At 40.4% G+C, this 24,169-nt stretch carries 16 protein-coding genes and 1 pseudogene; 16 read left to right on the top strand and 1 reads right to left on the bottom strand.

Going from position 1 to position 24,169, the window contains the following annotated elements:
* The first annotated feature begins 2 nt into the window (after positions 1-2).
* The 12 genes from BW976_RS02710 to BW976_RS02655 all read left to right on the top strand — a co-directional run bounded on the left by BW976_RS02710 (position 3) and on the right by BW976_RS02655 (position 16,465).
* Positions 3-1,214 (top strand): aminotransferase class V-fold PLP-dependent enzyme, encoded by a 1,212-nt coding sequence (locus BW976_RS02710; RefSeq protein ID WP_076370113.1) that lies wholly within the window; start codon positions 3-5, stop codon positions 1,212-1,214.
* Positions 1,215-1,318: 104 nt separating this feature from the next.
* Positions 1,319-2,599 carry an amidohydrolase/deacetylase family metallohydrolase gene (locus tag BW976_RS02705; protein WP_076370111.1) on the top strand — a complete coding sequence of 427 codons (1,281 nt, stop codon included), beginning with the start codon at positions 1,319-1,321 and terminating at the stop codon, positions 2,597-2,599.
* A gap of 22 nt (positions 2,600-2,621) precedes the next feature.
* A complete protein-coding gene (locus BW976_RS02700; protein WP_076370109.1) occupies positions 2,622-3,545 on the top strand; it encodes an RraA family protein in 924 nt (307 codons plus the stop codon).
* A gap of 24 nt (positions 3,546-3,569) precedes the next feature.
* Positions 3,570-4,670, top strand: a complete 1,101-nt coding sequence (locus BW976_RS02695; RefSeq protein WP_076370107.1) for a bile acid:sodium symporter family protein — start codon at positions 3,570-3,572, stop codon at positions 4,668-4,670.
* Between the two features lie 346 nt (positions 4,671-5,016).
* Positions 5,017-8,337 (top strand): SusC/RagA family TonB-linked outer membrane protein, encoded by a 3,321-nt coding sequence (locus BW976_RS02690; protein WP_076370105.1) that lies wholly within the window; start codon positions 5,017-5,019, stop codon positions 8,335-8,337.
* Positions 8,338-8,365: 28 nt separating this feature from the next.
* The gene (locus BW976_RS02685; protein WP_076370103.1) at positions 8,366-10,018 is read left to right on the top strand and encodes a SusD/RagB family nutrient-binding outer membrane lipoprotein; all 1,653 of its coding nucleotides are present in this window, start codon (positions 8,366-8,368) and stop codon (positions 10,016-10,018) included.
* 65 nt (positions 10,019-10,083) lie between these two features.
* Complete coding sequence (locus BW976_RS02680; RefSeq protein ID WP_076370101.1) at positions 10,084-10,902, top strand: tyrosine-protein phosphatase; 819 nt, start codon at positions 10,084-10,086, stop codon at positions 10,900-10,902.
* Between the two features lie 20 nt (positions 10,903-10,922).
* Positions 10,923-12,599 (top strand): amidohydrolase, encoded by a 1,677-nt coding sequence (locus BW976_RS02675; RefSeq protein WP_076370099.1) that lies wholly within the window; start codon positions 10,923-10,925, stop codon positions 12,597-12,599.
* Positions 12,600-12,661: 62 nt separating this feature from the next.
* A complete protein-coding gene (locus tag BW976_RS02670; protein ID WP_076370097.1) occupies positions 12,662-13,210 on the top strand; it encodes a DUF6886 family protein in 549 nt (182 codons plus the stop codon).
* A gap of 164 nt (positions 13,211-13,374) precedes the next feature.
* The gene (locus BW976_RS02665) at positions 13,375-14,667 is read left to right on the top strand and encodes a DUF5690 family protein (protein ID WP_076370095.1); all 1,293 of its coding nucleotides are present in this window, start codon (positions 13,375-13,377) and stop codon (positions 14,665-14,667) included.
* Entirely contained in the window at positions 14,633-15,727 is a 1,095-nt protein-coding gene (locus BW976_RS02660) for a zinc-binding dehydrogenase (RefSeq protein ID WP_076370093.1), read from the top strand. Before BW976_RS02665 ends, BW976_RS02660 begins: the two co-directional genes overlap by 35 nt.
* Positions 15,728-15,769: 42 nt before the next feature.
* Positions 15,770-16,465: an HAD-IA family hydrolase gene (locus BW976_RS02655; RefSeq protein ID WP_076370091.1), complete on the top strand. Its 696-nt coding sequence runs from the start codon at positions 15,770-15,772 to the stop codon at positions 16,463-16,465.
* Between the two features lie 115 nt (positions 16,466-16,580).
* Here BW976_RS02655 and BW976_RS02650 read toward each other — a convergent pair.
* A pseudogene (locus BW976_RS02650) lies at positions 16,581-16,991 on the bottom strand (DUF5690 family protein); the annotation flags it as partial.
* A gap of 87 nt (positions 16,992-17,078) precedes the next feature.
* Between BW976_RS02650 and BW976_RS02645 the strand changes: the two are divergent.
* The 4 genes from BW976_RS02645 to BW976_RS02630 all read left to right on the top strand — a co-directional run bounded on the left by BW976_RS02645 (position 17,079) and on the right by BW976_RS02630 (position 24,152).
* A complete protein-coding gene (locus BW976_RS02645; protein WP_076370087.1) occupies positions 17,079-17,660 on the top strand; it encodes an RNA polymerase sigma factor in 582 nt (193 codons plus the stop codon).
* Positions 17,661-17,753: 93 nt separating this feature from the next.
* Entirely contained in the window at positions 17,754-18,965 is a 1,212-nt protein-coding gene (locus tag BW976_RS02640; RefSeq protein WP_076370085.1) for a FecR family protein, read from the top strand.
* A gap of 190 nt (positions 18,966-19,155) precedes the next feature.
* Positions 19,156-22,479 (top strand): TonB-dependent receptor, encoded by a 3,324-nt coding sequence (locus BW976_RS02635; RefSeq protein WP_076370637.1) that lies wholly within the window; start codon positions 19,156-19,158, stop codon positions 22,477-22,479.
* A 23-nt stretch (positions 22,480-22,502) separates the two neighbouring features.
* Positions 22,503-24,152, top strand: a complete 1,650-nt coding sequence (locus BW976_RS02630) for a RagB/SusD family nutrient uptake outer membrane protein (RefSeq protein WP_076370083.1) — start codon at positions 22,503-22,505, stop codon at positions 24,150-24,152.
* The last annotated feature ends 17 nt before the right edge of the window (positions 24,153-24,169 follow it).

Raw genomic sequence — 24,169 nt, 5'->3', positions numbered from 1 at the left:
ATATGAAACGCAGAGATATTTTAAAAGGCCTTACCATACTCCCCCTAACCAGCGGACTGATAGGTAAAGCGGCCGCTTTACATACCCTTACTACACCAAAACCAGCACCTAAACGCGACTTTTTTAAAGAACTTGATGTTACCCCGGTAATAAACGCGGGGGTAACCATGACCTTTTTATCGGGCTCGCTCATGTTGCCGGAAGTGCTGGAGGCTATCAATTCAACCTCGCATGATTTTGCCAATATGTATGAACTGCAGGACAAGGTAGGAGGTAAGATAGCCGAAATGCTGCATGTAGAAGCGGCTATGGTAACATCCGGCGCATCATGCGCTATAGTTTTAGGTACGGCGGCAGCTATAACGGGCACCGATCAATCGAAAATAAAGCAACTGCCCAATTTACCTGACCCGAGGCCTGAGGTGATTATGCAGAAAACGCATCGCTATTTGTTTGACCAGGCTGTAAGCACTACCGGCGCTAAAATAGTTGAGGTTGATGGCCCCGAGGGCATGGAAAATGCCATCAATAGTAATACCGTGATGGCCCTGTTTTTTAATGCCAGCGAGAAAAAAAGCAGTATTACACACGATGAATTTGTAAGAATAGCTAAGAAGCACAACATTCGAACATTTATCGATGCCGCGGCAGACGTGCCGCCGGTTGAGAACTTATTTAAGTTTCAAAAAATGGGCTTCGATCTGATCACTTTCTCGGGGGGTAAAATGATCCACGGGCCGCAAAGCGCCGGTTTATTATTTGGCAGGAAAGACCTGATCACGGCAGCAAGGCTTAATCATAGCCCTAACGAAGCGCCGATCGGCAGGCCCATGAAGGTGAACAAAGAGGAAATGTTTGGCATGTACGCGGCTTTAAAGGTATACCTGGAAAAAGACCATCATAAAGAATGGAACGATTGGCTACAGCGGGCAAAGCGTATAGGCACCACGTTAGAAACAGTCTCGACGGTAAAAACCGAGGTGGTTGTCAATCCGGGACCGGCCAATGCTTTTCCAAGCTTAAATGTAACCTGGGATCAAACCAAAGTGAAAACCAATCCTAAGGATGTACTGGTAGCCCTTAAAAGCGGTACGCCAAGTATAGTTGCCAACAGGCATGATGATACATTGATCATTGGAGTGGTGTTGTTACGGCCCGACCAGATCGATGTAGTTGCCAGCCGGGTGAAGGCTATTTTACAACAGGCGGTTTAAGCCAATTTACATTATTTATTGCTTTACGGAGTAGGTATTTCTGCTCCGACAGGATAACTATTGCCCCAGGTTTCCTGCATTAATAAATTAAAAAATGATTTGAAATGCAAAAAAGAATATTTCTGGTAATAGCGGCCATGGGCTTAGCTATTACAACAATACAAGCACAATCCTATAACGTGGTTATCAAAGGAGGCCACGTTATGGACCCTAAAAATAACATCGATGCCGAAATGGACATAGCGGTGAAGGATGGTAAAATAGCGCTGGTGGCTAAAAACATCAATCCTAAATTGGGCCTTCAGGTTGTCGACGCTACCGGCATGTATGTTACGCCCGGCCTCATCGATATCCACACACACAATTTTTATGGTACCGAACCCGATCATCAGTATGAGAATGGTAACCTGGCTTTGCCGCCTGATGGCTTTACCTTTCGCAACGGTGTAACTACTGTAGTGGATGCCGGCAGCTCAGGCTGGCGTACTTTTCCTACATTTAAGGCGCAAACCATTGATCAGTCGCAAACGCGGGTGCTGGCCTTCATCAATATTGTAGGCGAAGGCATGCGCGGCGGCTACGAGCAAAACTCCAATGATATGGACGCAAAAATGGCGGCACTAACCGCCCGCCGTTACCGGAACTTTGTGGTAGGCTTTAAAGTGGCCCATTATGAGGGCCATGAATGGGTAGCGGTTGATCATGCGGTGGAAGCCGGCAATATGGCCGGCGGCCTGCCGGTAATGATTGATTTTGGGGGCAGTAATCCACCTCTGTCTATCGAGGAATTGTTTACGAAGCACCTACGCCCGGGTGATATTTTTACGCACTGTTTCGGTCAATTGGATAACAGGGAGTATATCGTCGATCTGGCTACGCAAAAAATAAAGCCTTTTGTTTGGGAGGCACGCAAGCGAGGGATTTATTTCGATGTTGGTTATGGCGGTATCAGCTTTGCTTTTTCGCAGGCAATACCGGCAGCAAAGGATGGCTTTTTCCCAAATTCCATTAGCACGGATATTCATACTGGTAGTATGAATAATGCGATGAAGGATATGCTCACCACCATGTCTAAATTTCTGAATATCGGCATGGACCTTTATGAAGTAATCAGGGTGAGCACCTCAAACCCGGCCAAAGAAATTAAGCACGAAGAGTTGGGCAACCTTTCTGTCGGTGCCGATGCAGATGTTGCCATTTTAAGCATACGTAAAGGTAAATTTGGTCTGTTTGATTATACCGGGTATAAAATTACCGCCGATAAAAAACTGGAATGTGAAATGACGGTGAGGGCTGGCAAAATAGTGTATGATCTGAACGGTATTGCCACACCTATCGAAGCACCAAGAATACCCAATAACAAGTCACTTGCCAGAGTTCAATAACCAATAATAAACCTATAAACAAATGAGAAATATTTTTAAGATGGGCCTTGCTGTATTGCTGTTTTATGCCGGTGGAGCAAGAGCCCAAACTATATCGAAAGAACAACTGATATTTTATACCTCCGAATGGAAAGGTGAGCGTTTTGACGATGGCCGACCCAAAATACCCGACGATTTGTTGGAACGGGCCAAACACATCGGTATTGAAGAAGCCTGGACCGTATTACGGAACGAAGGCTATAACAACCAGTTTGAGGGCAACTGGAAATTAGTGAACGATGATGTACCCGTAATTGGCAGGGTGGTAACGGCTATGTTTATGCCCAGCCGCCCCGATTTGGAAAAAAATATCAAAGCCCGTGGAGTAAAGGAAGGCAGAAAAGGGAATACTAATGCCTGGCCCATTGATGTGCTCAAAAAAGGCGATGTTTATGTGGCCGATGGCTTTGGTAAAATAAGGGGGGGGACATTAATTGGGGATAACCTGGGTAATTCCATATTCAACAAATCGGGTAATGGGGTGATTTTTGATGGCTCGGCGCGCGATCTGCAAGGGTTGAAAAGTATTCCCGGGTTCAATGCCTTTGTTCGTGATTTTGATCCATCATACCTGGAAGAAATGGTGTTGATGGGTTTAAATACACCCATAAGAATAGGGCACGCCATCGTAATGCCCGGCGACTTGGTTCTTTCCGAAAAGGAAGGCGTATTGTTTATTCCTGCTCATTTGGCCGAAAAGGTAGTGGCCACCGCTGAGTTTATTGCCTTGCGTGACGACTTTGGGCATGCCATGCTTAAATCGGGTACCTATAGTACAGGCGAAATTGACAGCCAATGGCCACCTGCCATCCGCGAAGCATTTTTGAAATGGCTTGACCAGAGCGGGAGCAAAGTGAAAATGACGCGTGCCCAACTGGATGCCTTTATGGAGAAAAGAACCTGGTAATGATACACCTTAAATCGAAATACATTGAATAATTTTAATATATATAAAGTAACAGCAGGCCTATCGGTGATATGCCTGCTTATTTCGACCACACTTTTTTTTCGTGGAAGTACAGAACAGACGGGTCCTTTCCTGATCGCGCTTTTTGTAACGCTAGCCGTCTCGTTCCGGGGTTTTAAACAGCTTAAAGGGTTTTCTTATACGCTCATCATCTTTGCGGCGGTTACCACGGCATTATATTACCCGCAGCATTTTATACAGGTGAATGGATTTAAACTGGCTGAGCTCATCACCCCGCTTATACAGTTGATTATGTTTGGTATGGGTACGTCAATGAGTATAAAGGACTTTGCCGGTGTTATCAAAATGCCCAAGGGAGTATTCATAGGCGTATTCAGCCATTTTTTGATCATGCCTGCGCTGGGCTTTACCCTGGCTAAACTGAGCGGTTTTCCGCCCGAGATTGCGGCTGGCATCATCCTCATCGGCTGTTCGCCAAATGGTATGGCTTCTAACGTGATATCGTACCTGGCAAAAGCCAACCTGGCCTTATCTATTACCATTACCGCCGTTTCAACTATGCTGGCACCGTTTTTTACACCCATGCTGATGAAGTTTTTGGGTGGTACCTTTATCCAGATAGATATGTTTAAGATGATGTGGGATATTACCAAAATGGTGATACTGCCCATTGGTGCAGGTATTTTGTTTAATAGATACTTGCTTAAAAGAGCCAAATGGCTGGAGTATGCCATGCCTATGGTATCTATGTTTGGCATAGCGTTCATTATCGTGATCATTACGGCGGCGGGCAGGAGCAGCTTGCTTAATATCGGCTTTATGCTGGTTTTACTGGTGCTCATTCATAACCTGATGGGGTATACGCTGGGCTACTGGGCAGGCAGGTTATTTAAAATGGATGAGCGCGATTGCCGCACCATGGCTATAGAGGTGGGGATGCAAAACGGCGGTCTGGCATCCGGATTAGCAAAAGAGATGGGGAAAATAGCTACCGTTGGTTTGGCCCCGGCTGTGTTTGGCCCCTTAATGAATATTACCGGCTCTTTACTGGCAAATTATTGGCACCGTAAACCTATTCTCAATCCAGAAATTAAAGAGATTTAAGAATTAAACGCCTGTAAAGTATACTTTGCAGGCGTTTTTGAGATATGAAAATATATTTTAGGGTGATATTATTATTGTTGTTAAATAAAAGGTGCTGTTTTACGGCTATCGATTGTTAAATGCTCTCTTATAAAGTCTTATCTTTAGTTTTTATAGATAAATCATTTGTTAAAAATATTGCTTGTTATATAATATTGATTATTTGATAATATTCTGTATTTATATTGTTAACATTTTTAGCGTTTTTGATCATTTGTTTGAAATTTGTTAACTTTTTGTTGTTGTGCTAACAATGCTTCCATAATATCACGACGATAGTTTTATAGTGCTAAATCAAAATCGCATTATGAAACAAAGTTTACTCAAAATTTCAAAGTGGTTACTTAGTATTGCAGTTTGCATATTTACTTACAGTAACCTCCAGGCACAAACTTTAACAATAAGGGGTATCGTTTTAGATGATGCCAATCAACCATTGCCTGGCGTAAGCGTAGGCATCAAGGACACCAAACAAGGTACTGCCACAAGTGAAGGCGGCCGTTTTACAATCTCTGTAAGTAAAGGTCAAATCCTGGTATTTCGTACCATTGGCTTCGCTACTCAAGAGGTGGTAATAGGCGATGAAACCAACATCTCTGTTTCCTTAAAAGCAGATACACGCTCATTAACAGAAGTTGTAGTAACCGCCCTTGGTGTTAAAAAAGAAATACAACGCCTGGGTTATTCAACAACTCAAATAAAAGGCAGTGATATGACCACCGCCCGCGACGCTAATCCGCTTAATTCCTTAGCCGGTAAGGTAGCCGGTTTAAATATTGGTGCAAGCGCCGAGTTTTTTGGCGCGCCAACAGTAGTTCTGCGCGGAAGCAAGGATATACTTTACGTGGTTGACGGGGTTCCGGTAAACTCAGACACCTATAACTTCAGCGCTGATGATATTGATACCTATAACGTATTAAAAGGACCAAATGCTGCGGCTCTTTATGGCTTCAGGGGTATTAATGGTGCCATTATCATCACTACTAAAAAAGGTACAAAAGATAAAAAAGGCTGGTCAATTGACTTTAACAGCACCAATGAACTGGAAAAGGGATTCATTGTTCTTCCTCAAGCACAGGTTGAGTATGGCCGTGGTACTAATTATGTATATAACTATGGTAACCAGCTATACGATTATAACCAACGCTTACCAGAATGGGGACCCCGTTTTGAAGGACAACCCATACAACAATATGATAGCCCATACAATCCTGTTACCAACGTTAGGACACCTACGCCGTGGTTAGCACGGGGAGCCAACAACTTTGAAAATTTTGTTCAAACAGGCGTAACAAGTACCAATAACCTTGCTTTGGCTGCAAGTGGTTCAAACTACGATATCAGGATGTCCTATACACATACCTATGCTGGTGGTTTGTTTCCAAATACTAAATTGAACCTGGATAACTTTAACCTGAGTGCAGCATATGATGTAACCCCTAAACTTAGGGTTGAAGGTAATGTGAATACCAATATACAATATTCACCCAATATCCCTGATGTAAGTTATGGCCCCAATAGCTACTCGTATATGTTTAAGGTTTACGGATCTGCAGATTATGATGTAAGGGATCTGAAAGATATTTACAAAGGCCCTCAGGGTGTTCAGGACCTGACCCAATATGCCCAGGAGTACGGTCGTTTAAATAGCCCATGGTTTATGGCTGAAAAATGGCTGCGTGGCCGTAACAAAACAGATATATACGGGTCATTAAAGGCAACTTATAAATTTACCGATGATTTAAGTTTGAGCTTGCGCACACAGTTAGATACTTATAATGAGTTAAATACCGAACAGGTTCCTGCTTCTACCAACTTAAACCAATATACCACCTGGTGGTATGCAGGCTGGTATGGTGATTACAGGCAGGATCAAAGAAAGTCGTTAGAAAACAATACCGACCTTAACTTAACCTACAGCAAAAATTTAAAAGGCTGGAATATAGGTGGATTATTAGGCGCCAGCGAACGATCATTCACTTACAATTCATTCTGGGGAAGTACCAAAGATCTTTCTATCCCTAACGTATATAACTTAAATAACTCCATAAACCAGGGCTTCAATTACAATTTTGACTCAAAAATGCAGGTTTATAGCGGTTATTATTCATTTGATGTGGGTTACAAAAATTACGTTAACCTAAACACTACCGGTCGTGTTGATAAACTTTCAACTTTGCCTTCAGGCCACGATACTTATTTTTATCCTTCAGTATCTTTAAGCACGGTTGTGTCAGATTATGTGACATTACCGCAAGCTATTTCTTTTTTCAAAGTCCGGGCATCATTTGCCGATGTTAAGGGTGGTTTAACAGCTACCACCATCGGTTCTGCTTACCAGGCTGTAACCGGGATATCAACTACTACATTATTAGGTTACGGAACAGAGTTAATTACGCCATACAATGGGCCAACCTATCAAAACTCAAGCCCGATATCGCCATCAACTTTTTATAACAGTACACCATCTGTAACGCTTTCAAATACTATTGCTAACTCCGCTATTAAACCTTATGACGTTAAATCATATGAAGGCGGTATCGATTTGAAGTTTTTACAAAACAGATTAGGATTGGATGCAACGGCATTTTATACTACCAACGGCCCTAACATTTTCCAGTTACCTGTAGCTCCATCTACAACTTTTACATCGCAAATTGTAAATGGTGTAACAACGGTTAAAAAAGGTTTTGAAATCCAATTAAACGGTTCGCCTTTAAGAAGCGCTTCAGGGCTTAACTGGGATGTTAACGTAAATTATTCAACCTATAAAGAAACTTTAAAATCAATTTACGGTAACGAATCATTATTACAAAACGGCCATGTTTACCAAATAGGTGAAAGGTTAGATGCTATATACGGAACTAAATTTGTAAGGGACGGAAATGGAAATATTGTAAACAGTGGCGGTTTGCCTTTAGGCGCCGGAGGGGGCGTAAAGCAAAATGGCTTGCTTGGTTATGCTAACCCCGATTTCTCCTTTGGTATAACTAACCGTTTTAGCTATAAAAACGTCACTTTCAGCTTCCAGTTTGATGGTCGGATAGGTGGCAAAATTTATGACAGAACTTACTATCAATCAAATAATGGCGGTACATCAATTGAAAGTGCGAGTGGCGCTTTTGGGGCTGCCCGTTTGGCCGACTGGAATGCGGTAAAAGCTACCGGTAAGTTAGGTAATAACGGTGCAGGATCATACATAGGAGAAGGTGTGAAACTGGTTAGCGGAACACCAAAATTTGCCAATGGACAGATCACTAATATGAATGAATTGACTTTTGCACCTAATGATGTGCCTACATCGGTTCAAAGCTATATTTCAAGTGGTATAAGCAGCAACTTTGATGAGTATTATATGATTAGCCGTACCTACGCCAAATTGCGCGAGGTTACCTTAGGTTATAATTTGCCGGCTAAATGGTTACGTGGATCATTCGTGAAAAAAGCATCATTTGCTTTAGTAGGCAGAAACCTGTTATACTTTGCTGCCCGTAAAGATATAGACCTTGATCAATATGCTGCCGGTTATAACGCGTCGGACAGAACATTGGTGGGCGGTGCAGGCAGTGTGGATCTTCAAAGCCAGACGGCTCGTCGTTTCGGATTCAATATTAATGCAAGCTTCTAATCAATTCATTAGATAAAAAGATATTTTTATGAAAATAAGATCAATAATTGCCACAGCCTTAGTTTTATTAACCGGCTTGGTATCTTTTACCGGTTGCCAAAAAGGCGATCTGGTTAATAATCCTAACGTTGCGAACGCAGGATCATTAACTCCACTTCCTTTATTATTAAATCACCTTACCGCAACCCTGATCAAATCAAGCGAATTCCCTTTTGCTGATGCTAATAAGTATGATCAGTACGATATAGCGAACTACGCTTATTATCGTGGAACTAATAACTATAGCACAGGTTTTACCAATACAATTGACAGCTATGATATTTTTAAATACGCTCTTGCGTTACAAAAACAGTCAATCACCCAGCTAAATAGTAAAACAAATGTGTATTATGCTATTGGCCAGTTTTTTGAAGCTTACGCGGGAATCTGGTTAACTCAAAGGGTAGGCGATATTCCGTTTTCAAGTGTAAACGGGAGCACTACTAATTTAACGCCTAAGTATGATACGCAACATGATGTATATAAAGAGTGTTTATTATTGCTTGATAGCGCTAATAACACCATCAATAGTCTGTATTCATCGCCAAACCCCACCTATAAATTAACACCATCAGCACTGTTAAGTTCAACCGGAGATATTTTTGGTTTAACAAATCAGCAATGGCAAAAAGTGATAAATACTTATAGATTAAGGGTTTTAATTAGCCTAAGTAAACGTGCTGCTGATAATGCCGATCTGAGTGTTATTCCGCAATTTGCAACTATTATCAATAATCCGGCTCAATACCCTATTATGACCGGTAATGCAGATAACCTGGTTTATAAGTTTAACACGGCATCAAACCCGTACTCATTATTTACATTAGGCTTTAACCCGTACAATAACTTTGCCAACGTAGGGTCTACCTATCTTAACATTACTACCGCAACAAAAGATCCGAGAACATTTGTTGTAGCATCTCCGGCCCCGGCACAAATTACTGCCGGTAAATCTTTAAGCGACTTTACTGCCTACGTTGGTGCTGATCCTGATTTAGCACAGTCTGACCTTTTAGCAAGAGCATCCGCAGGTCCTGATAATACCAATAATGCCTATTCCTTTTCAAATTTTAATCGTTATTATGTGGATAAATCTGGTGCAACCCAGGAGCCATTTGTATTTATCGGTTATCCTGAAATGTGCTTTGGCATTGCAGAGGCCATAAACCGTGGATGGATCAGTGGTGCCTCGGCTACCTGGTATACTAATGGTATTAATGCATCACTTGCCTTATACGGCATAACTGATAGCAAGGCGCTAACTATCAATTATCCTGTAAAAGTAGGTACTAATGCCCAGGGTAATGTTTGGGGTACGGTTACCGCTGATGTTGCCACTTTTTTAACTACCGTAAAATATAAAGGTGATAATGCTGATGGTCTGGCACAAATACTTACACAAAAATATGTTGCTTTAAACAACAACTCCGGATGGGAAGCTTATTATAATTATCGCCGAACCGGAGTTCCTGCTTTTGCACAGGGCGGGGTGGGTATAGGAACACCTAATAATTTAATTCCACGCAGGTTTTTATACCCTCAAAATGAGATCACCTATAACGCAGCGAACAACCAGGCTGCAGTTTCATCACAATTTGGTGGTATTGATGATATTAGCAAGGATACCTGGTTAACTAAATAAAAATAATTTTTTAAATGCAGCAGGGGAGACGCAAGTACCCCTGCTTTTTCAATTTATATTATATCATGAAAAAATATTTTTTATTGTTCATCTCTTTTGGAGTTTTATCAGCGTCGCAGGCACAAGTAGCGGATAGTATTAAAAGACACGTTGCTTTACAGGGGGCTTCTAATTTTCGCGATCTGGGTGGATATACTACGGCCGACGGGCATCATGTAAAATGGGGACAAATATACCGCAGTGCCGATATGAGTAAATTAACCGATGCTGATCTGGTCGTTTTGAAAGAACGGAAGATTACCTATGATGTTGATCTGCGGGGGAATCAGGAATCGGCACAAGCCCCGGACCGTATTAACCCGGGTACAGATTATATTCTGAGTCCGGCAGGCAGCGATGGTATAGACTGGATGAAAACCATAGCTAAGCTGAAAGGCGATCAGGGCGATTCTGTGATGAATGCTTATTATGGCAATACCCAATTTTTGGCCGAGCGGTATAAAATATTTTTTGATAAACTGCTTAAGCTACCGCAGGATAATAGCCTGGTATTTCATTGCACAGCAGGTAAAGATCGCACAGGTATAGGTGCAGCGCTATTGCTATATAGTTTGGGTGTACCTTATGATACCATAATGGATGATTATCTCGCCTCAAATTACTATCGCCGTGCTGATAATATTAAAATGGTAAACCAGATGGTAAAGTACGCGCACATTGATGAACAGGTAGCTAAAAATATGGCGGGTGTAAAAAAAGAATTCCTTGATACCACTTTTAAGGCTATAACGAGCCAATACGGTTCTGTTGATAATTTCCTGAAAACACAGGTTGGTTTAGATGATCAAAAGATCGGATTACTAAAAAAGAAATTTTTAGAATAAGCAAACCGGGATAAGACAATATGAATATAAGAAGTATAATAACCTGCTTTTTGTTGCTATTGGTTGTTTCCCAACTTGAAGCGCAACAGGCAGATGTGGTATTGCTAAACGGGAATATCATAACGCTACAGCACAAAGGCGATCGTTCGGAAGCTGTAGCCGTTAAGGATGGCCGCATAATGGCTGTTGGTACCAATGCAGTTATAAAAAAATATATTGGCAAACAAACAAAGACTGTGCAACTGAACGGCCAAACAGTTATACCCGGGTTTAATGATGTGCATCAGCACCCGGCACCTGTTTATGCATTTGAAGAGCCTTATGCTACACTGGAGCTTGATACGGTTAGCTCTATGAAAAACCTGATCAGTTTGCTTAAGAGAAAGGCTGCTATTACTCCAAAAGGAATGTTGATACGCGGAGTGGGGTATAATGAAACTCAATTAGGCGGGCAACCCATCAGGGATAGTTTAGATAAAGCTTCAACTGAACACCCTATCATTATAAGCCATATAAGCGGTCATCTTTCGGCTGCTAATTCCTTTCTGATGGATATCAATGGCATTAATGAAAGTACCAAAGATCCTGCTGGTGGAGCCTTTGAACGATATAAAGGTTCTGACAAACCCGATGGTATATGTAAGGAAGCAGCTGCAGTGTATCTGCACCATTCCAAAAATATTCAATACCCGCCCCAGCCAACTCCTGAGCAGGAAATGGCGGGCTACCGTTTATATTTTAACAGGGTACTTGCAAGTGGTTTAACCAGTATTGGCGACGCATGGACTACGCCCGAAAAGGTAGATGTTTATCGCAAATTGGTAGCGGAGGGTTTTCCAATACGTTTTAACCTGATTATAGGATTTGATTACCTGGATCAGGTATTGAGCGGCAAAATACCACAGATGAATACCGACTATCTGCGGATATCAACCATCAAAGTTTTTCATGGTAATTCATTAAGCGGCAAAACCTGCTGGTTGTATCAGCCTTATGATATGATAAACCCGGTTACCGGAAAGAAGGATTATTATGGTATACCACCCGCCCGTAGTCAGGCCGGTTTGGATAGTTTGTTTTTTACGATCCATCATGCCGGTTGGCAGATAGCCTGTCATTCCAATGGTGATAGAGAGATAGATATGGTTATTGCAGCCATTGAAAATGCGCAGAAGGCCGATCCTCGCCCTGATCCCCGTCACCGGATTGAGCATTGCAGTATTACCAACCAGAGAATACTTGACCGCATCAAAAAAGATGGCATCATACCTGTTTTCCATTGTTATATGTATGAGCTTGGCGAAAAAATGCAGGTTTATGGCCCTGAACGGATGAGCATGCTGCATCCTACCAAAACGGCAATGGATATGGGAATTATTTATGCTTTGCATTCAGATGCACCTATATCTCCGTATCCCGCCATGATCAGACTTGGAAGTGCTGTTACGCGCAAAACAAAAGAAGGAGTTGTGATTGGTGCTAACCAATGTATTGATGCTGAAGACGCCATCAAAGCATACACTTATAGCGGTGCTTATACTACTTTTGAGGAAAACAAAAAGGGAAAAATACAAACCGGACAATTTGCTGACCTGGTGGTGCTTGATGCTGATCCTACTGCTATAAACCCGGATAAGATTCGTGATGTTAAAGTAAACATGACTCTGGTTGGGGGTAAGATCGTTTACAAACGCTAATCTATTTGTGAATTTAATAATGATGGGTAGATTGCCGGGTTTTTCCAATCAAAAAACAAAATATGAAGTTAGATCCGGATATTTTAAAGAATGATAACCGGCTTTTTCATGTAAGTGAACAAGCCGGTATAAAGGAATTTAAACCCAGGCCTTCCCCTTCGTATTTTGCTGGAATAACCGGCGATGTAGTTTTCGCCATAACTGAAAACTTGTTGCATAATTATTTACTTCCCAGAGATTGTCCACGGGTAACCTATTACGCGTCGGCAAAAACAACACCTGCCGATATTGATAAATTTATGGGAGATACCACAGCGAGCCATGTAATAATAGTAGAATCGGGCTGGTATGAAGTTATGATGTCAACCACATTGTTTTGTTATGAGCTGCCGGTTGAAAGTTTTTCTTTGATAGATGAATGTGCAGGTTATTACATATCGTATCAGCCGGTTATTCCTTTATCAGTAATGCTGGTAGCGCATATTATTCCAGATATACTTAGTCGTAACGTTGAGTTGCGTTTCACTCCCTCACTCACTGACCTTGCGAAAGCGATAAGCTCATCCAGCCTTAATTTTTCGCTTATCAGGATGCGTAATGCTAAACATTGATTGTACAGGATAATTTATAATGTATTTTCTGCGTGTTGTCCGGGCATCTTTTTTCATTCTATAACAATAAGAATTAAAAATTTGTTAACACAAATATAATGCTTAGTAAGTGAACAAATATTAAACATTGTTTAGTTTTGGTAAACAGTGTTTGTATCGTTTAAATGCAATTCCAAACTAACTCCAAACGTCTGCAAAAAGTGTTTGCAAATCCTGCCTGGTCATTGATCGCGGCATTTGGTACCTACTTCTGCATGTATGGATACCGGAAACCTTATACAGCGGCAGCTTTTGCCGATGTAGGCTTATGGGGCTTAAGTTATAAGTTCGGAATGATCATTGCGCAAACGGTGGGCTATGTGCTGGCAAAATGGATAGGTATCAAATTCGTTTCTGAAATTAAGCCGGAGAAACGTATTGGAGCGATTCTTACCCTGATTGGATTTGCTGAGGTTATGCTGCTGTTTTTTGCTGTAATACCACGTCCCTGGAATTTGGCATGTATGTTATTGAATGGTCTTCCACTCGGGGTAATATTTGGTTTAGTGCTGAGCTTTTTAGAAGGGCGCAAGCAAACGGAGTTTCTGATTGCCGGGCTTTGTGCAAGTTTTATTCTATCAGATGGTGTATCCAAGTCGGTAGGGGCCCTGTTATTAACGATTGGTGTTGGTGAAAACTGGATGCCTTTTGTTGCCGGTCTGGTATTTTTGTTACCCCTGCTATTGTTTATTACTATGCTGGCCTGTGTCCCACGACCAACTATTACCGATATAAGCACCCGTTCGGCAAGAGAACCAATGACGGCAGCCGATCGCTGGTACTTTTTTAACAAATACGCGCCAGGTTTGATAGCCATTGTAGCTATTTATTTGTTTGTTACTTTGTTACGTAGTGTAAGGGCTGATTTTGCTGTTGAACTATGGGGCGGTTTAGGTTATCTCCAAACGCCGGCATTGTTTACACAATCGGAGTTATTAGTGTCATTGGGTGTTATTATTATTACTGGTTTTGCTGTTTTAATCCCTGATCATTACAAGGCATTTCGTTTTTCTTTGTTTACCAGCTTAACCGGCTTTGTAATTTTGCTTGCTTCTGTTGTAGGCTTACAAAATGGACTTGGTAAATTTCCTTTCATGGTATTGATTGGTCTTGGTGTTTATATGCCTTATGTGGCAGTTCATGCTGTTGTATTTGAACGCCTTATTGCTATTACCAGGGAGCGGGCAAATGTTGGATTTTTGATGTATATAGTTGATTCTGTTGGCTATACCGGTTATATTGGTTTGATGTTCCTGAGATACCTGATACCCTCTAATTATTCTATATTATCTATCTTTTTAGAAATCTGCGTTTATCTTGGAATAGCCGGTGTGTTGATCATTACATTTTGTTACTTATATTTTAAAACCAAACTAAAAACAAATGAAAAACGAGTTAACCAGCTTTCCGTCGGGTAAAGCAGCAATATTTAATGGTACCGGTATTCCTTTTAAATTTATTGAAAAGGACGTGCCTCAGCTTAAAGATGGCGAAATCCTGGTTAAAAACCTCTACACAACGCTTTGTGGTAGTGACATTCATACCTATTGCGGGCACAGAATTGAACCAGCACAAGTAGTTTTGGGCCATGAAATTGTAGGCGAAATATTGAGTTTGGATCAGACCAGCACAGTTAAAGATTTCAGGGGTGAGCCTGTAAAAATTGGCGACAGGATAACATGGTCTATTTTTGCTGTGCCTGCCGGTATAGAAGCCCCGAGACCTGATATGCCTCAAAAAAGCGATCATTTGTACAAATACGGGCATACACTCGCTTCAGAAAATAATATATTCAGCGGCGGACTCGCCGATTATTGTGTATTGCAGCCTAACACTGCCTTTATTAAAATTTCTTCTTCTATACCGGTTAAAGTAGCAGCCACTATAAGCTGTGCCCACTCAACCGTTATGGGTGCATTACGTATAGCGGAACAAATTGAAAACAAAAGAGTGATTGTTTTTGGCGCGGGTTTACTTGGATTATCATGCGTAGCCATGTGTAAAGAAGCAGGCGCTCAATGGATCGGTTTAGTCGATAATGATCAAGCCAGGTTGTATTGGGGGAGTAAATTTGGCTCGGATGAGGTTTATTCCTCCATAAATGAAGATCATGCCGGCGATTTACCATGGCCCGAGGCTGATATAGTTTTTGATATGACCGGAAATCCCGGAGCAATGAAAATTGGTATTGACTCCTTGGCTCTTGGAGGATGCGCGGTTTGGATTGGTGCTGTTTTTCCGGCAAAGCCGGTACAGGTTGATGCTCAAAAAATAGTGCGTAAATTACTACAGATTCGTGGCCTGCATAATTATAATTATGATGATTTTGTAAATGCTACCAGGTTTATCGAAGATAATCATTCGAAATATCCTTTTGAAGATCTGATAGAAAAAGAATATCCGCTGAATGATATTGAAGCAGCTTTCAAATATGCCAGTGAAAGTAAGCCGGTAAGGGTGGGTATTAAAATAAGTTAAATGATCACTATATTTTTCCTTTTTACAATTAATTAGATAACAATGAATAGTACAATTAAAATGGTTGTTTTTGATATGGCTGGTACAGTAGTAGACGAAGACAATGTTGTTTACAAAACGCTGCAAAAAGCCATAAATGAAGCAGGATATAATTTCACTTTAGACGAAGTATTAGCACAAGGGGCTGGTAAAGAAAAATTACAGGCTATTAAAAGCATTCTAAATGTTTATGCCGAAAATGATGATGAGGAACTTGCTAATAGTATTTTTGCAAACTTCATGATTCAGCTTAAAGATGCTTATGCTGTACTGAACGTTTTACCGCAGAATAATGCAACTGAATTATTTGCTGCCTTAAAAGAAAGAAAGATATTGACGGTATTTAATACTGGCTACAATAGAGTAATTGCTCAGTCTCTTGTTGACAAATTGGGCTGGAAAAAGGGCGTTGAATTTGACGATCTGGTAACCGCGACAGATGTACCTAAAAACAGGCCTAACCCGGATATGATATTATTTGCAATGCAGCAGTTTGGAATTACAAACGGTAATGAAGTTGTTAAGGTAGGGGATTCTATTATTGATATTGAAGAAGGAAAAAATGCTGGCTGTGTTTACAGTATAGGTATTACTACCGGCGCGCATACATTTGAACAGTTGCAATCTGCTAAGCCGGATTATATAATTGATAATCTTTTAGATCTGTTGCCAGTTTTAGATGATCATATGTCGAAATAAACAGCATTAGTTTTTTTGATATAGATTTCTTGCTATTCAGCATTACCAAGTTGTGCAGTGGGCTGATTCAGTATAACTGAGGCGCCCGCTGTTTTTGGTATAACCTCTGTTTTTTCTATAAAAATAAAAAATTGCCCCATGACAAATGAGTATGGCCAAACTGTTTAAAAAGCAATATACAAACATTACCCAGGTATCCCGTAGAATCGGCCAGGTAGATCATAAAACCCACATTACTCTTGTATTTAAACGTGGCAATTAACTGCTCGAAGAACATAATAGAATAAGTTACATAAGCCAGATACAGTTCCAAGGTAACTATATACATATAAGCCAGGTCATGGATCGTCCCTCCAATAAATGCCCATGTGCCAGTACCTATGAGCAAAAATCCAAAGCCTATACTACCGTGGGCAAGCGTAAATGCCCTGAAATTTTGCTTCACCAATATAATTAGCGACATCAGTACCAATACAACAATGGAAATGGGGATATCAACCTGACTATAAATGCCCGGATTATTTTTATAACCAAAGTCTGACTACAAAGCAGATAATTGTAAATCTGAAAATACTTGTTAATTTTAGCAGCCAATTTTAAAACTCTCAAACACTTGTATAACCAGCTCCTATACAAAGAAGATATTAAACAACTGATTGCAGGAGACGAAACTGTATTTAGATTGGTATATGGATTTTATAGTAGTAAAATTTATAAACTCGCTTATAGATTTTTAAAAGACCAGGAACTGAGTGAGGAAATTGTTCAGGAGACTTTTATAACATTTTGGTTGAACAGAGACAAGCTGGATCCAGATGTGGATCTGTGGCCTTATTTATATGTTATTACAAAACGGCTTTCGATCAATTCTTTAAAGCAGATCTATAAATCTACCGATAACCTGAAATTGTTAATTCAGCGCACCATTCTGGAACATAATCCGACAGAAGAACATATGGCTGCGGAGGATCTCAAAATATTTACTCAAAAAATCATTGATCAACTTCCCCGGCAACAACAATTGGTTTTTAAACTGAGCCGAAATGAGGGCCTATCCTATAAGGAAATCGCAGATAAGCTGCAAATTTCACAACATACGGTTAGAAATCATATGATCCAGGCTTTAAAAACGCTCAAAACACACTTAAAATCTGCCGATCTCATTTTTTTTCTGGCCATCATCATCCATCATTAATTTTTTTTTCGTTTCAACTAGACTTATCCCTTGAGTTGTTTTGTACTGTATATATAAACCAGCCATTCCCGGCAAATTATAAACAAACAGAACATGAATAAAGCAAGGCTGCACAACTTGTTGCATCAATATTTAAATGGTCTTATAAGTGAGGCTGATTGCATTGAGTTATTAGATTACATCAACAATGCAGGTACTGATGAAATTGCTGACGCAGTTATTGTTGATTTGGTTGATCTGGAAAAAGCTCCTCAATTTGGAGAAAAGCAAACAGACGAAATTTTACAACGAATTCAATCTGATTTTCGCTTCAAAGAATCACCACATGTAAAAAAAGAACAAGCTAGCGTATTCAGTATATACAAAAATAAATGGCTTCAAATAGCAGCTGCCTGTTTCCTTTTGCTCATGGGAGGGATGTTATATGTTCGGCGTCAAAGTAAATCAAATACTAATACAGGCCATTTTGCTGCTTCACCTAAAACGCCGATCCTGCCTGGATCAAGTAAAGCATTTTTAACCATGGCCAATGGCAAGATCATCTTACTTTCCAATGCAACCAATGGCATACTGGCTAAAACTAACTCCGGCAGTGTACTGAAAACCCGTAACGGACAAATTGTATATAATTCAATAGATGGCGTCAAAGCAAATAATGGTCAAGGTATTGGCGATAATATCTTAACTACACCCAAAGGAGGTGAATACGAAGTTGTTTTGCCCGATGGTACTAAAGTATGGTTAAACGCTGCTTCATCCATAAGTTATCCCGTTGCATTTATTGGCCATGACCGCCAGGTTAAACTAGTGGGCGAAGCCTATTTTGAAGTAGCAAAAAATAAAGACAAGCCTTTTTATGTAAACATCAATAATGTGCAGGTACGTGTATTGGGTACTCATTTCAATATTGAAGCATATAACGATGATGAAAAGATTAAAACTACCTTATTGGAAGGGGCTGTACAGATAACCAAAAACGATGCTCACTCCACTCTTGCACCTGGTCAGCAGGCGGTCATCAATAAAAATTCTAATAGCATTATTGTATCAACCGCTGATATTGATGATGCCATGGCATGGAAAAATGGATATTTTATTTTCGATCATGATAATATTCAAGGTATTATGAAAAAGGTATCGCGTTGGTACGACGTTGACGTTGCGTATCAGGGAAATTTTAATGACCTGAAATTTGGAGGTACTTTTTACCGGTCTAAAAGTATCGAAGAATTGCTACAACACCTGGAAAGCGTAGGGAATATTCATTTAGTTATAAAAGGAAGGAGGATAATTGTGATGAATTAACTCATTATTCAACTAACAATTATCTGTTAAAGTTAACCAGGAGCGCTCCAACGCCCCTGGTCATATGCCAGATAATAAAACATTGCAGCTAATACAATTTCTTACTTAATCTAACATTCAAATGTATAAAATTTTTACAAATTTTATTTACAGCAAGCTCCCTTGCGGTATTTATAAACCTCTGCTCGTTATGAAATTAACCCTTATTTTGCTCTCGGTAACCTTTCTACAGGTGTCCGCGGCAACTTATGCTCAAAAGGTTACTTTAAAGCTTAAAAACGCAACTATTAAAGAAGCTTTTAAAAAAATACAGGCGCAAACCAAGTATGATTTTTTGTATACCGAAGATGAACTCGTATTAGCAGAACCTGTCACTTTAGACCTGAATAATATAAGTTTAAAAGAGGCTCTTGATATTTGTTTCCGTAACCAGCCATTGGGTTACCGGATTGTAAATACAACCATTTTGGTTAATAAGAAGCCTGCAATACCAAAAGAAAAGGTAAACCGAAAAACTATTACAGGACAGGTTACAGATGATAAAGGCGCGATTTTGCCGGGGGTTACTGTTCGAGAAAAAGGCACATCTAATGCAGTTGTGACAGATACGGACGGAAAGTACAGTATTTCTGTAATAGATGATAAAGCCATACTTGTATTTAGTTTTATTGGTTTTGATACACAGGAGGTACCTGCTGTTGGTAACACATTAATTAATATAAAACTTAAGGAGAATAATACGAGTCTTAACGAGGTGGTGGTAGTAGGTTATGGCACGCAAAGTAGAATAAACATCAATGGAGCAGTAAGTACAGTTGGTGCAAAAGATATTGGCAGTAAGCCTGTCTTGAATACTTTTCAGGCATTACAAGGCGAATCTCCCAATTTAATTATTCAACAAAGTTCGCTTGATCCTGGCGCAGATGCTGTTGTAAACATAAGAGGAGTTGGTACAACAGGCAGCAATGATCCTTTAGTGGTCATTGATGGAATTGTAACCCAGGGTAGCAATAGTTTAAATACCATCAACCCCAATGATATAGCAAGCGTTACCATACTTAAGGATGCCGGTTCGGCTGCCATTTATGGTTCGCGCGCGGCCAATGGTGTAATATTAATTACAACCAAAAGTGGAAAGCTGAACCAAAAGCCTACCATAAGCTATAACGGTAGTTACGGCACACAAGTGCCTGATATATTGGTGCACAAAATAAGCGCAGCTGATAACGCCTATGATAAAAATATGGCCCTGGTTAATTCGGGCCTGGCACCGGCCTATTCGCCAGAGCAAATACAAGAGCTGCAGGCTGAGGGCAGAGGTACCTGGGATGTAAATCATTTGGTTTACAATGCACCTTTGCAATCGCATAATTTGAATATATCGGGCGGTAGTGAAACCAGTTCCTATTTTATAGGAGCCGGCTACCAGGATCAAATGAACAGCTTTGTTGGTAATGGTGGGTCGGGTAGTAAATTTGGATATCAAAAGTATAACCTGCGCCTAAATCAAACTTCTATCATTGGTAAATTTAAATTTAATGTAATACTTAACTATACTAAAACCCGCAATAAAACCACAAGCGGCAGCGAAGGGTTTATTATTGCCGATGCCAATCGTGTACCTTCAAATTATAACTGGCAGGATGCCAACGGCAACTATTTAACCAACCCGGTATCATCTCAGCTGAATTCATTAGGCTTATTGCAAAAAGGAGGGTTTAATCAAACCGACAACGATGAAATTTTTGGCAACCTGAATGGCACTCTAAGTATAACCAAAGATTTAAAGTTAACCGGTGTATTTGGTGGTACCCTCAACAATAATGGTAGCTTTTACAATGACAAAGTAGTTAACTTTTTACCTGTCGGTGCATCAGCAAATAATGATCTCACGGTTGCAGATGGGAACTTAAAAAAAAACCTGTTCAATACGCAGCTATATTTAAATTATGGTAAAAGCATAGGTAAGCATACGATTAACGCTACCCTTGGTGTTTCGAGCGAAAGCTATAGCAGTAGAGGGTTTAGCTTATCTAAAAGCCTTACCGATCCCACCTTAGGAACTCCTACAACAGGTACTACTATAAGCCCTACCGGCTCAAATAACAGTGTTGGTATTGACGCTAATAGTTTGCTTTCGGCATATGGTCGCGTCAACTATAATTATCAAAACCGGTATTTTTTGGATTTTGTATTTCGGGAGGATGCCTCATCTAAATTTGCACCGGGTAAAAGAGCGAGTTTCTTTCCGTCAGTAAATGCCGGGTGGCTGTTATCAGACGAAAAGTTTATGAAACAGTTCAGCAATACCCTTAACTATTTTAAACTAAGGGCATCTTACGGTATACTGGGTAACCAAAACGTTGGAAATTTCCAATATCAAACCACTTATTTTAACTACACTGCCGCCTACGGATTTAATAATACGCTGGTGGGCGGTGCCGGTACGTTTCAGTCCAATCCCAATCTGACATGGGAAAGCGCGGCAACATTTAACGTAGGTGTTGATTTTAGTTTATTTAATGATAAGCTTACCGGCTCATTTGACTATTTTAACAAAGTAACCCGCAATATTTTACAAAGCCCTCAGGATGTTCCTTCTATTTTTGGAGCCGGACTTGCCGATGCTAATGTGGCTAAAGTTAGAGACGCAGGGTGGGAAGCCCAATTAACCTATACTTTAAGAACTAAAGGTGTTACCCAAAGCTTTAGCGCCAACATAGCCGACAATCAAAACACCTTATTAAAGTTAACCGGAACCGCTACCCAGCAAATTACACAGCCGGATGTTTATGGATTAATAAGAAAAGTGGGCCAGCCAATAACAGAATACTATGGTTATGAAACAAACGGCTTATACCAAAACCAGGCTGATATCAATGCTTCCCCTAAACTGGCCGGAATTGTAGTGGCCCCGGGTGATTTAAAGTTTAAAGATTTAAATCATGATGGTGTAATAGATTCCAAAGATAAAACCGAATTGGGTAACCCTTTTCCAAGGTATACGTTTGGCTTTACCTACCGGATAGCTGCGGCGGGTTTTGATTTGATGTTGTTTATACAAGGGGTTGGCAAAAGAGACGAATTTTTGAGAGGCGAACTGGTAGAGCCTTATCAAGGAGGGTACGGCGCAACGCTTTATGATCATCAAACCGATTTCTGGACCCCAGAAAATACAGGCGCCAAGTATCCAAGATTAGCTACCTCGGGTCCTTCAAATGTTAATAACTGGCAAACCGGGTCTGATCTTTTTAAATATAATGCCGCTTATGCGAGATTAAAAAATGTAAACATCGGCTATACTATCCCTAAAAGCCTTACCAAAAAATGGGGTATCGAAAAATTGAGGGTATCCCTTATTGGCCAAAATCTGGCAACCCTCACTAAACTGAAATTTGCCGATCCTGAAACATCAGAGTTTAATAGTAACGTGAACTTAAATGCCAATTCAAACAGTCCCCGGAGTTACCTGCTATCTGCGTTTTACGGGGCAGGGATCGATTTAACATTTTAACGACAATATTTAAAAATAAAAATATGAACCTTTTAAAGAAGCTCTTCATTGCAGTTTTAATAACAACAGCAATTGCAGGATGTAAAAAATTGGATATTGTTCCAACCGATCGGTTTTCGGATGCTACTTTTTGGAAAGTTGACGCCAATGTATACAATGCACTATATAATAACTATCACTTAATTTATAATGATGGGTTATATTTTAATGCCGAAGCTCTGTCTGATAATGCCTATTCACGGGCTGGCGACGTTGCTATTATATCCGGAGGAAATGCCACTGCCAGCACAGGGAAATTTGCCGGGGATTGGGGCGGCTATTATTCGGACATAAAATCGTGTAATGAGTTTTTAACCTTTGTGAATCAAAACACAACATTGTCAAAAGACGTATTAAACAGGTTGATAGCCGAAACACGTTTTTTACGTGCTTTTGCCCATTTTAACTTAACAAAATGGTACGGTGATGTGCCTCTGGTAACAGACAATATTACTCCTGATGAGGCAAAAGTAATAGCCAGAACACCCAAGGCTGATGTTATTAAATTTATCCTTTCGGAACTGGATGCCGCCTTGCCTTATCTGCCGTCAAAAGATCAACTTGCAGTGAGTGAAAATGGAAGAGTTACTAAAGGAGCCGCATTAGCCCTGGAGGCGAGGGTATTATTATACCAGGGAGACAGGATGGCTGATGTAGTGACTGTTTGCGAAAAGTTAATCAATAATCAAACGGTCAATGGTACTTATTCACTAAACCCTAGTTATACTGATCTGTTTAGTGACAAAGTAATAAACAAAACCAATAACGAAACGATACTTTCTTTACAATATGTACCTACTACCTATACTTGGTCAGACTTTTTTGACTTTGCACCATTATCGGTAGGTGGACGTGTAATTTCCATGTCGCCAACGCAGGAGTTGGTTAATGATTATATCATGCTTAATGGTAAACCAATTACCGATGCTACATCTGGTTATGATGAAAATAACCCTTATGTGAATCGTGATCCCAGGTTTACGGCAACTATAGTTTATGATGGGTACAAATGGGATAATGGAGGAGGTGTAAATGGTACAAGTAAAACCATTTATATTAAACCTGGAAGTGATCCTTCAGATAAAAACGGTATACCAGGCGGACCTGATGAGTATGTAGGGGATAGGGAAAGCTCTTCGCCAACAGGTTACTACTGGCGCAAATATTTTGATCCCAATGCACTGGCCAGTTATGTATCGGGTTTAAATCTGCATTTATTCAGGTATGCTGAAATATTGCTTGATTATGCGGAAGCAAAAAACAGCCTGGGGCAAATGAATGCTACAGTCTGGAATGAAACCATTGGGGCTTTACGTTCGCGGGCAGGCTTTACAGATCCGGGTGCGTTAAACTATCCTGCCAGTGGTGATATGACCGCCATTATCAGGCGTGAAAGAAGAGTTGAGTTTGCTTTGGAAGGATTAAGAGCAGATGATATCAGAAGATGGAAGATAGCAGAGGTGGTTATGAACGGTTATGCCCATGGTGCCAGGTTCTCAGGCGATCTAACTACAGATAATGGTTATATCAGAGCTCAGAAAAGGCAGTTTAATCCGTCAAGAGATTATTTATGGGCAATACCCGCCAATGATCTTAGTCTCGATAAAAACCTTACTCAAAATCCTGGTTATTAATTTATTATTATAAATAA

The sequence above is a fragment of the Mucilaginibacter lappiensis genome, from assembly GCF_900155965.1.
GTDB classification, from domain to species: domain Bacteria; phylum Bacteroidota; class Bacteroidia; order Sphingobacteriales; family Sphingobacteriaceae; genus Mucilaginibacter; species Mucilaginibacter lappiensis.
Note: the sequence above shows the minus strand (reverse complement) of the source record. Positions and strands in the feature narration are given on the sequence as shown.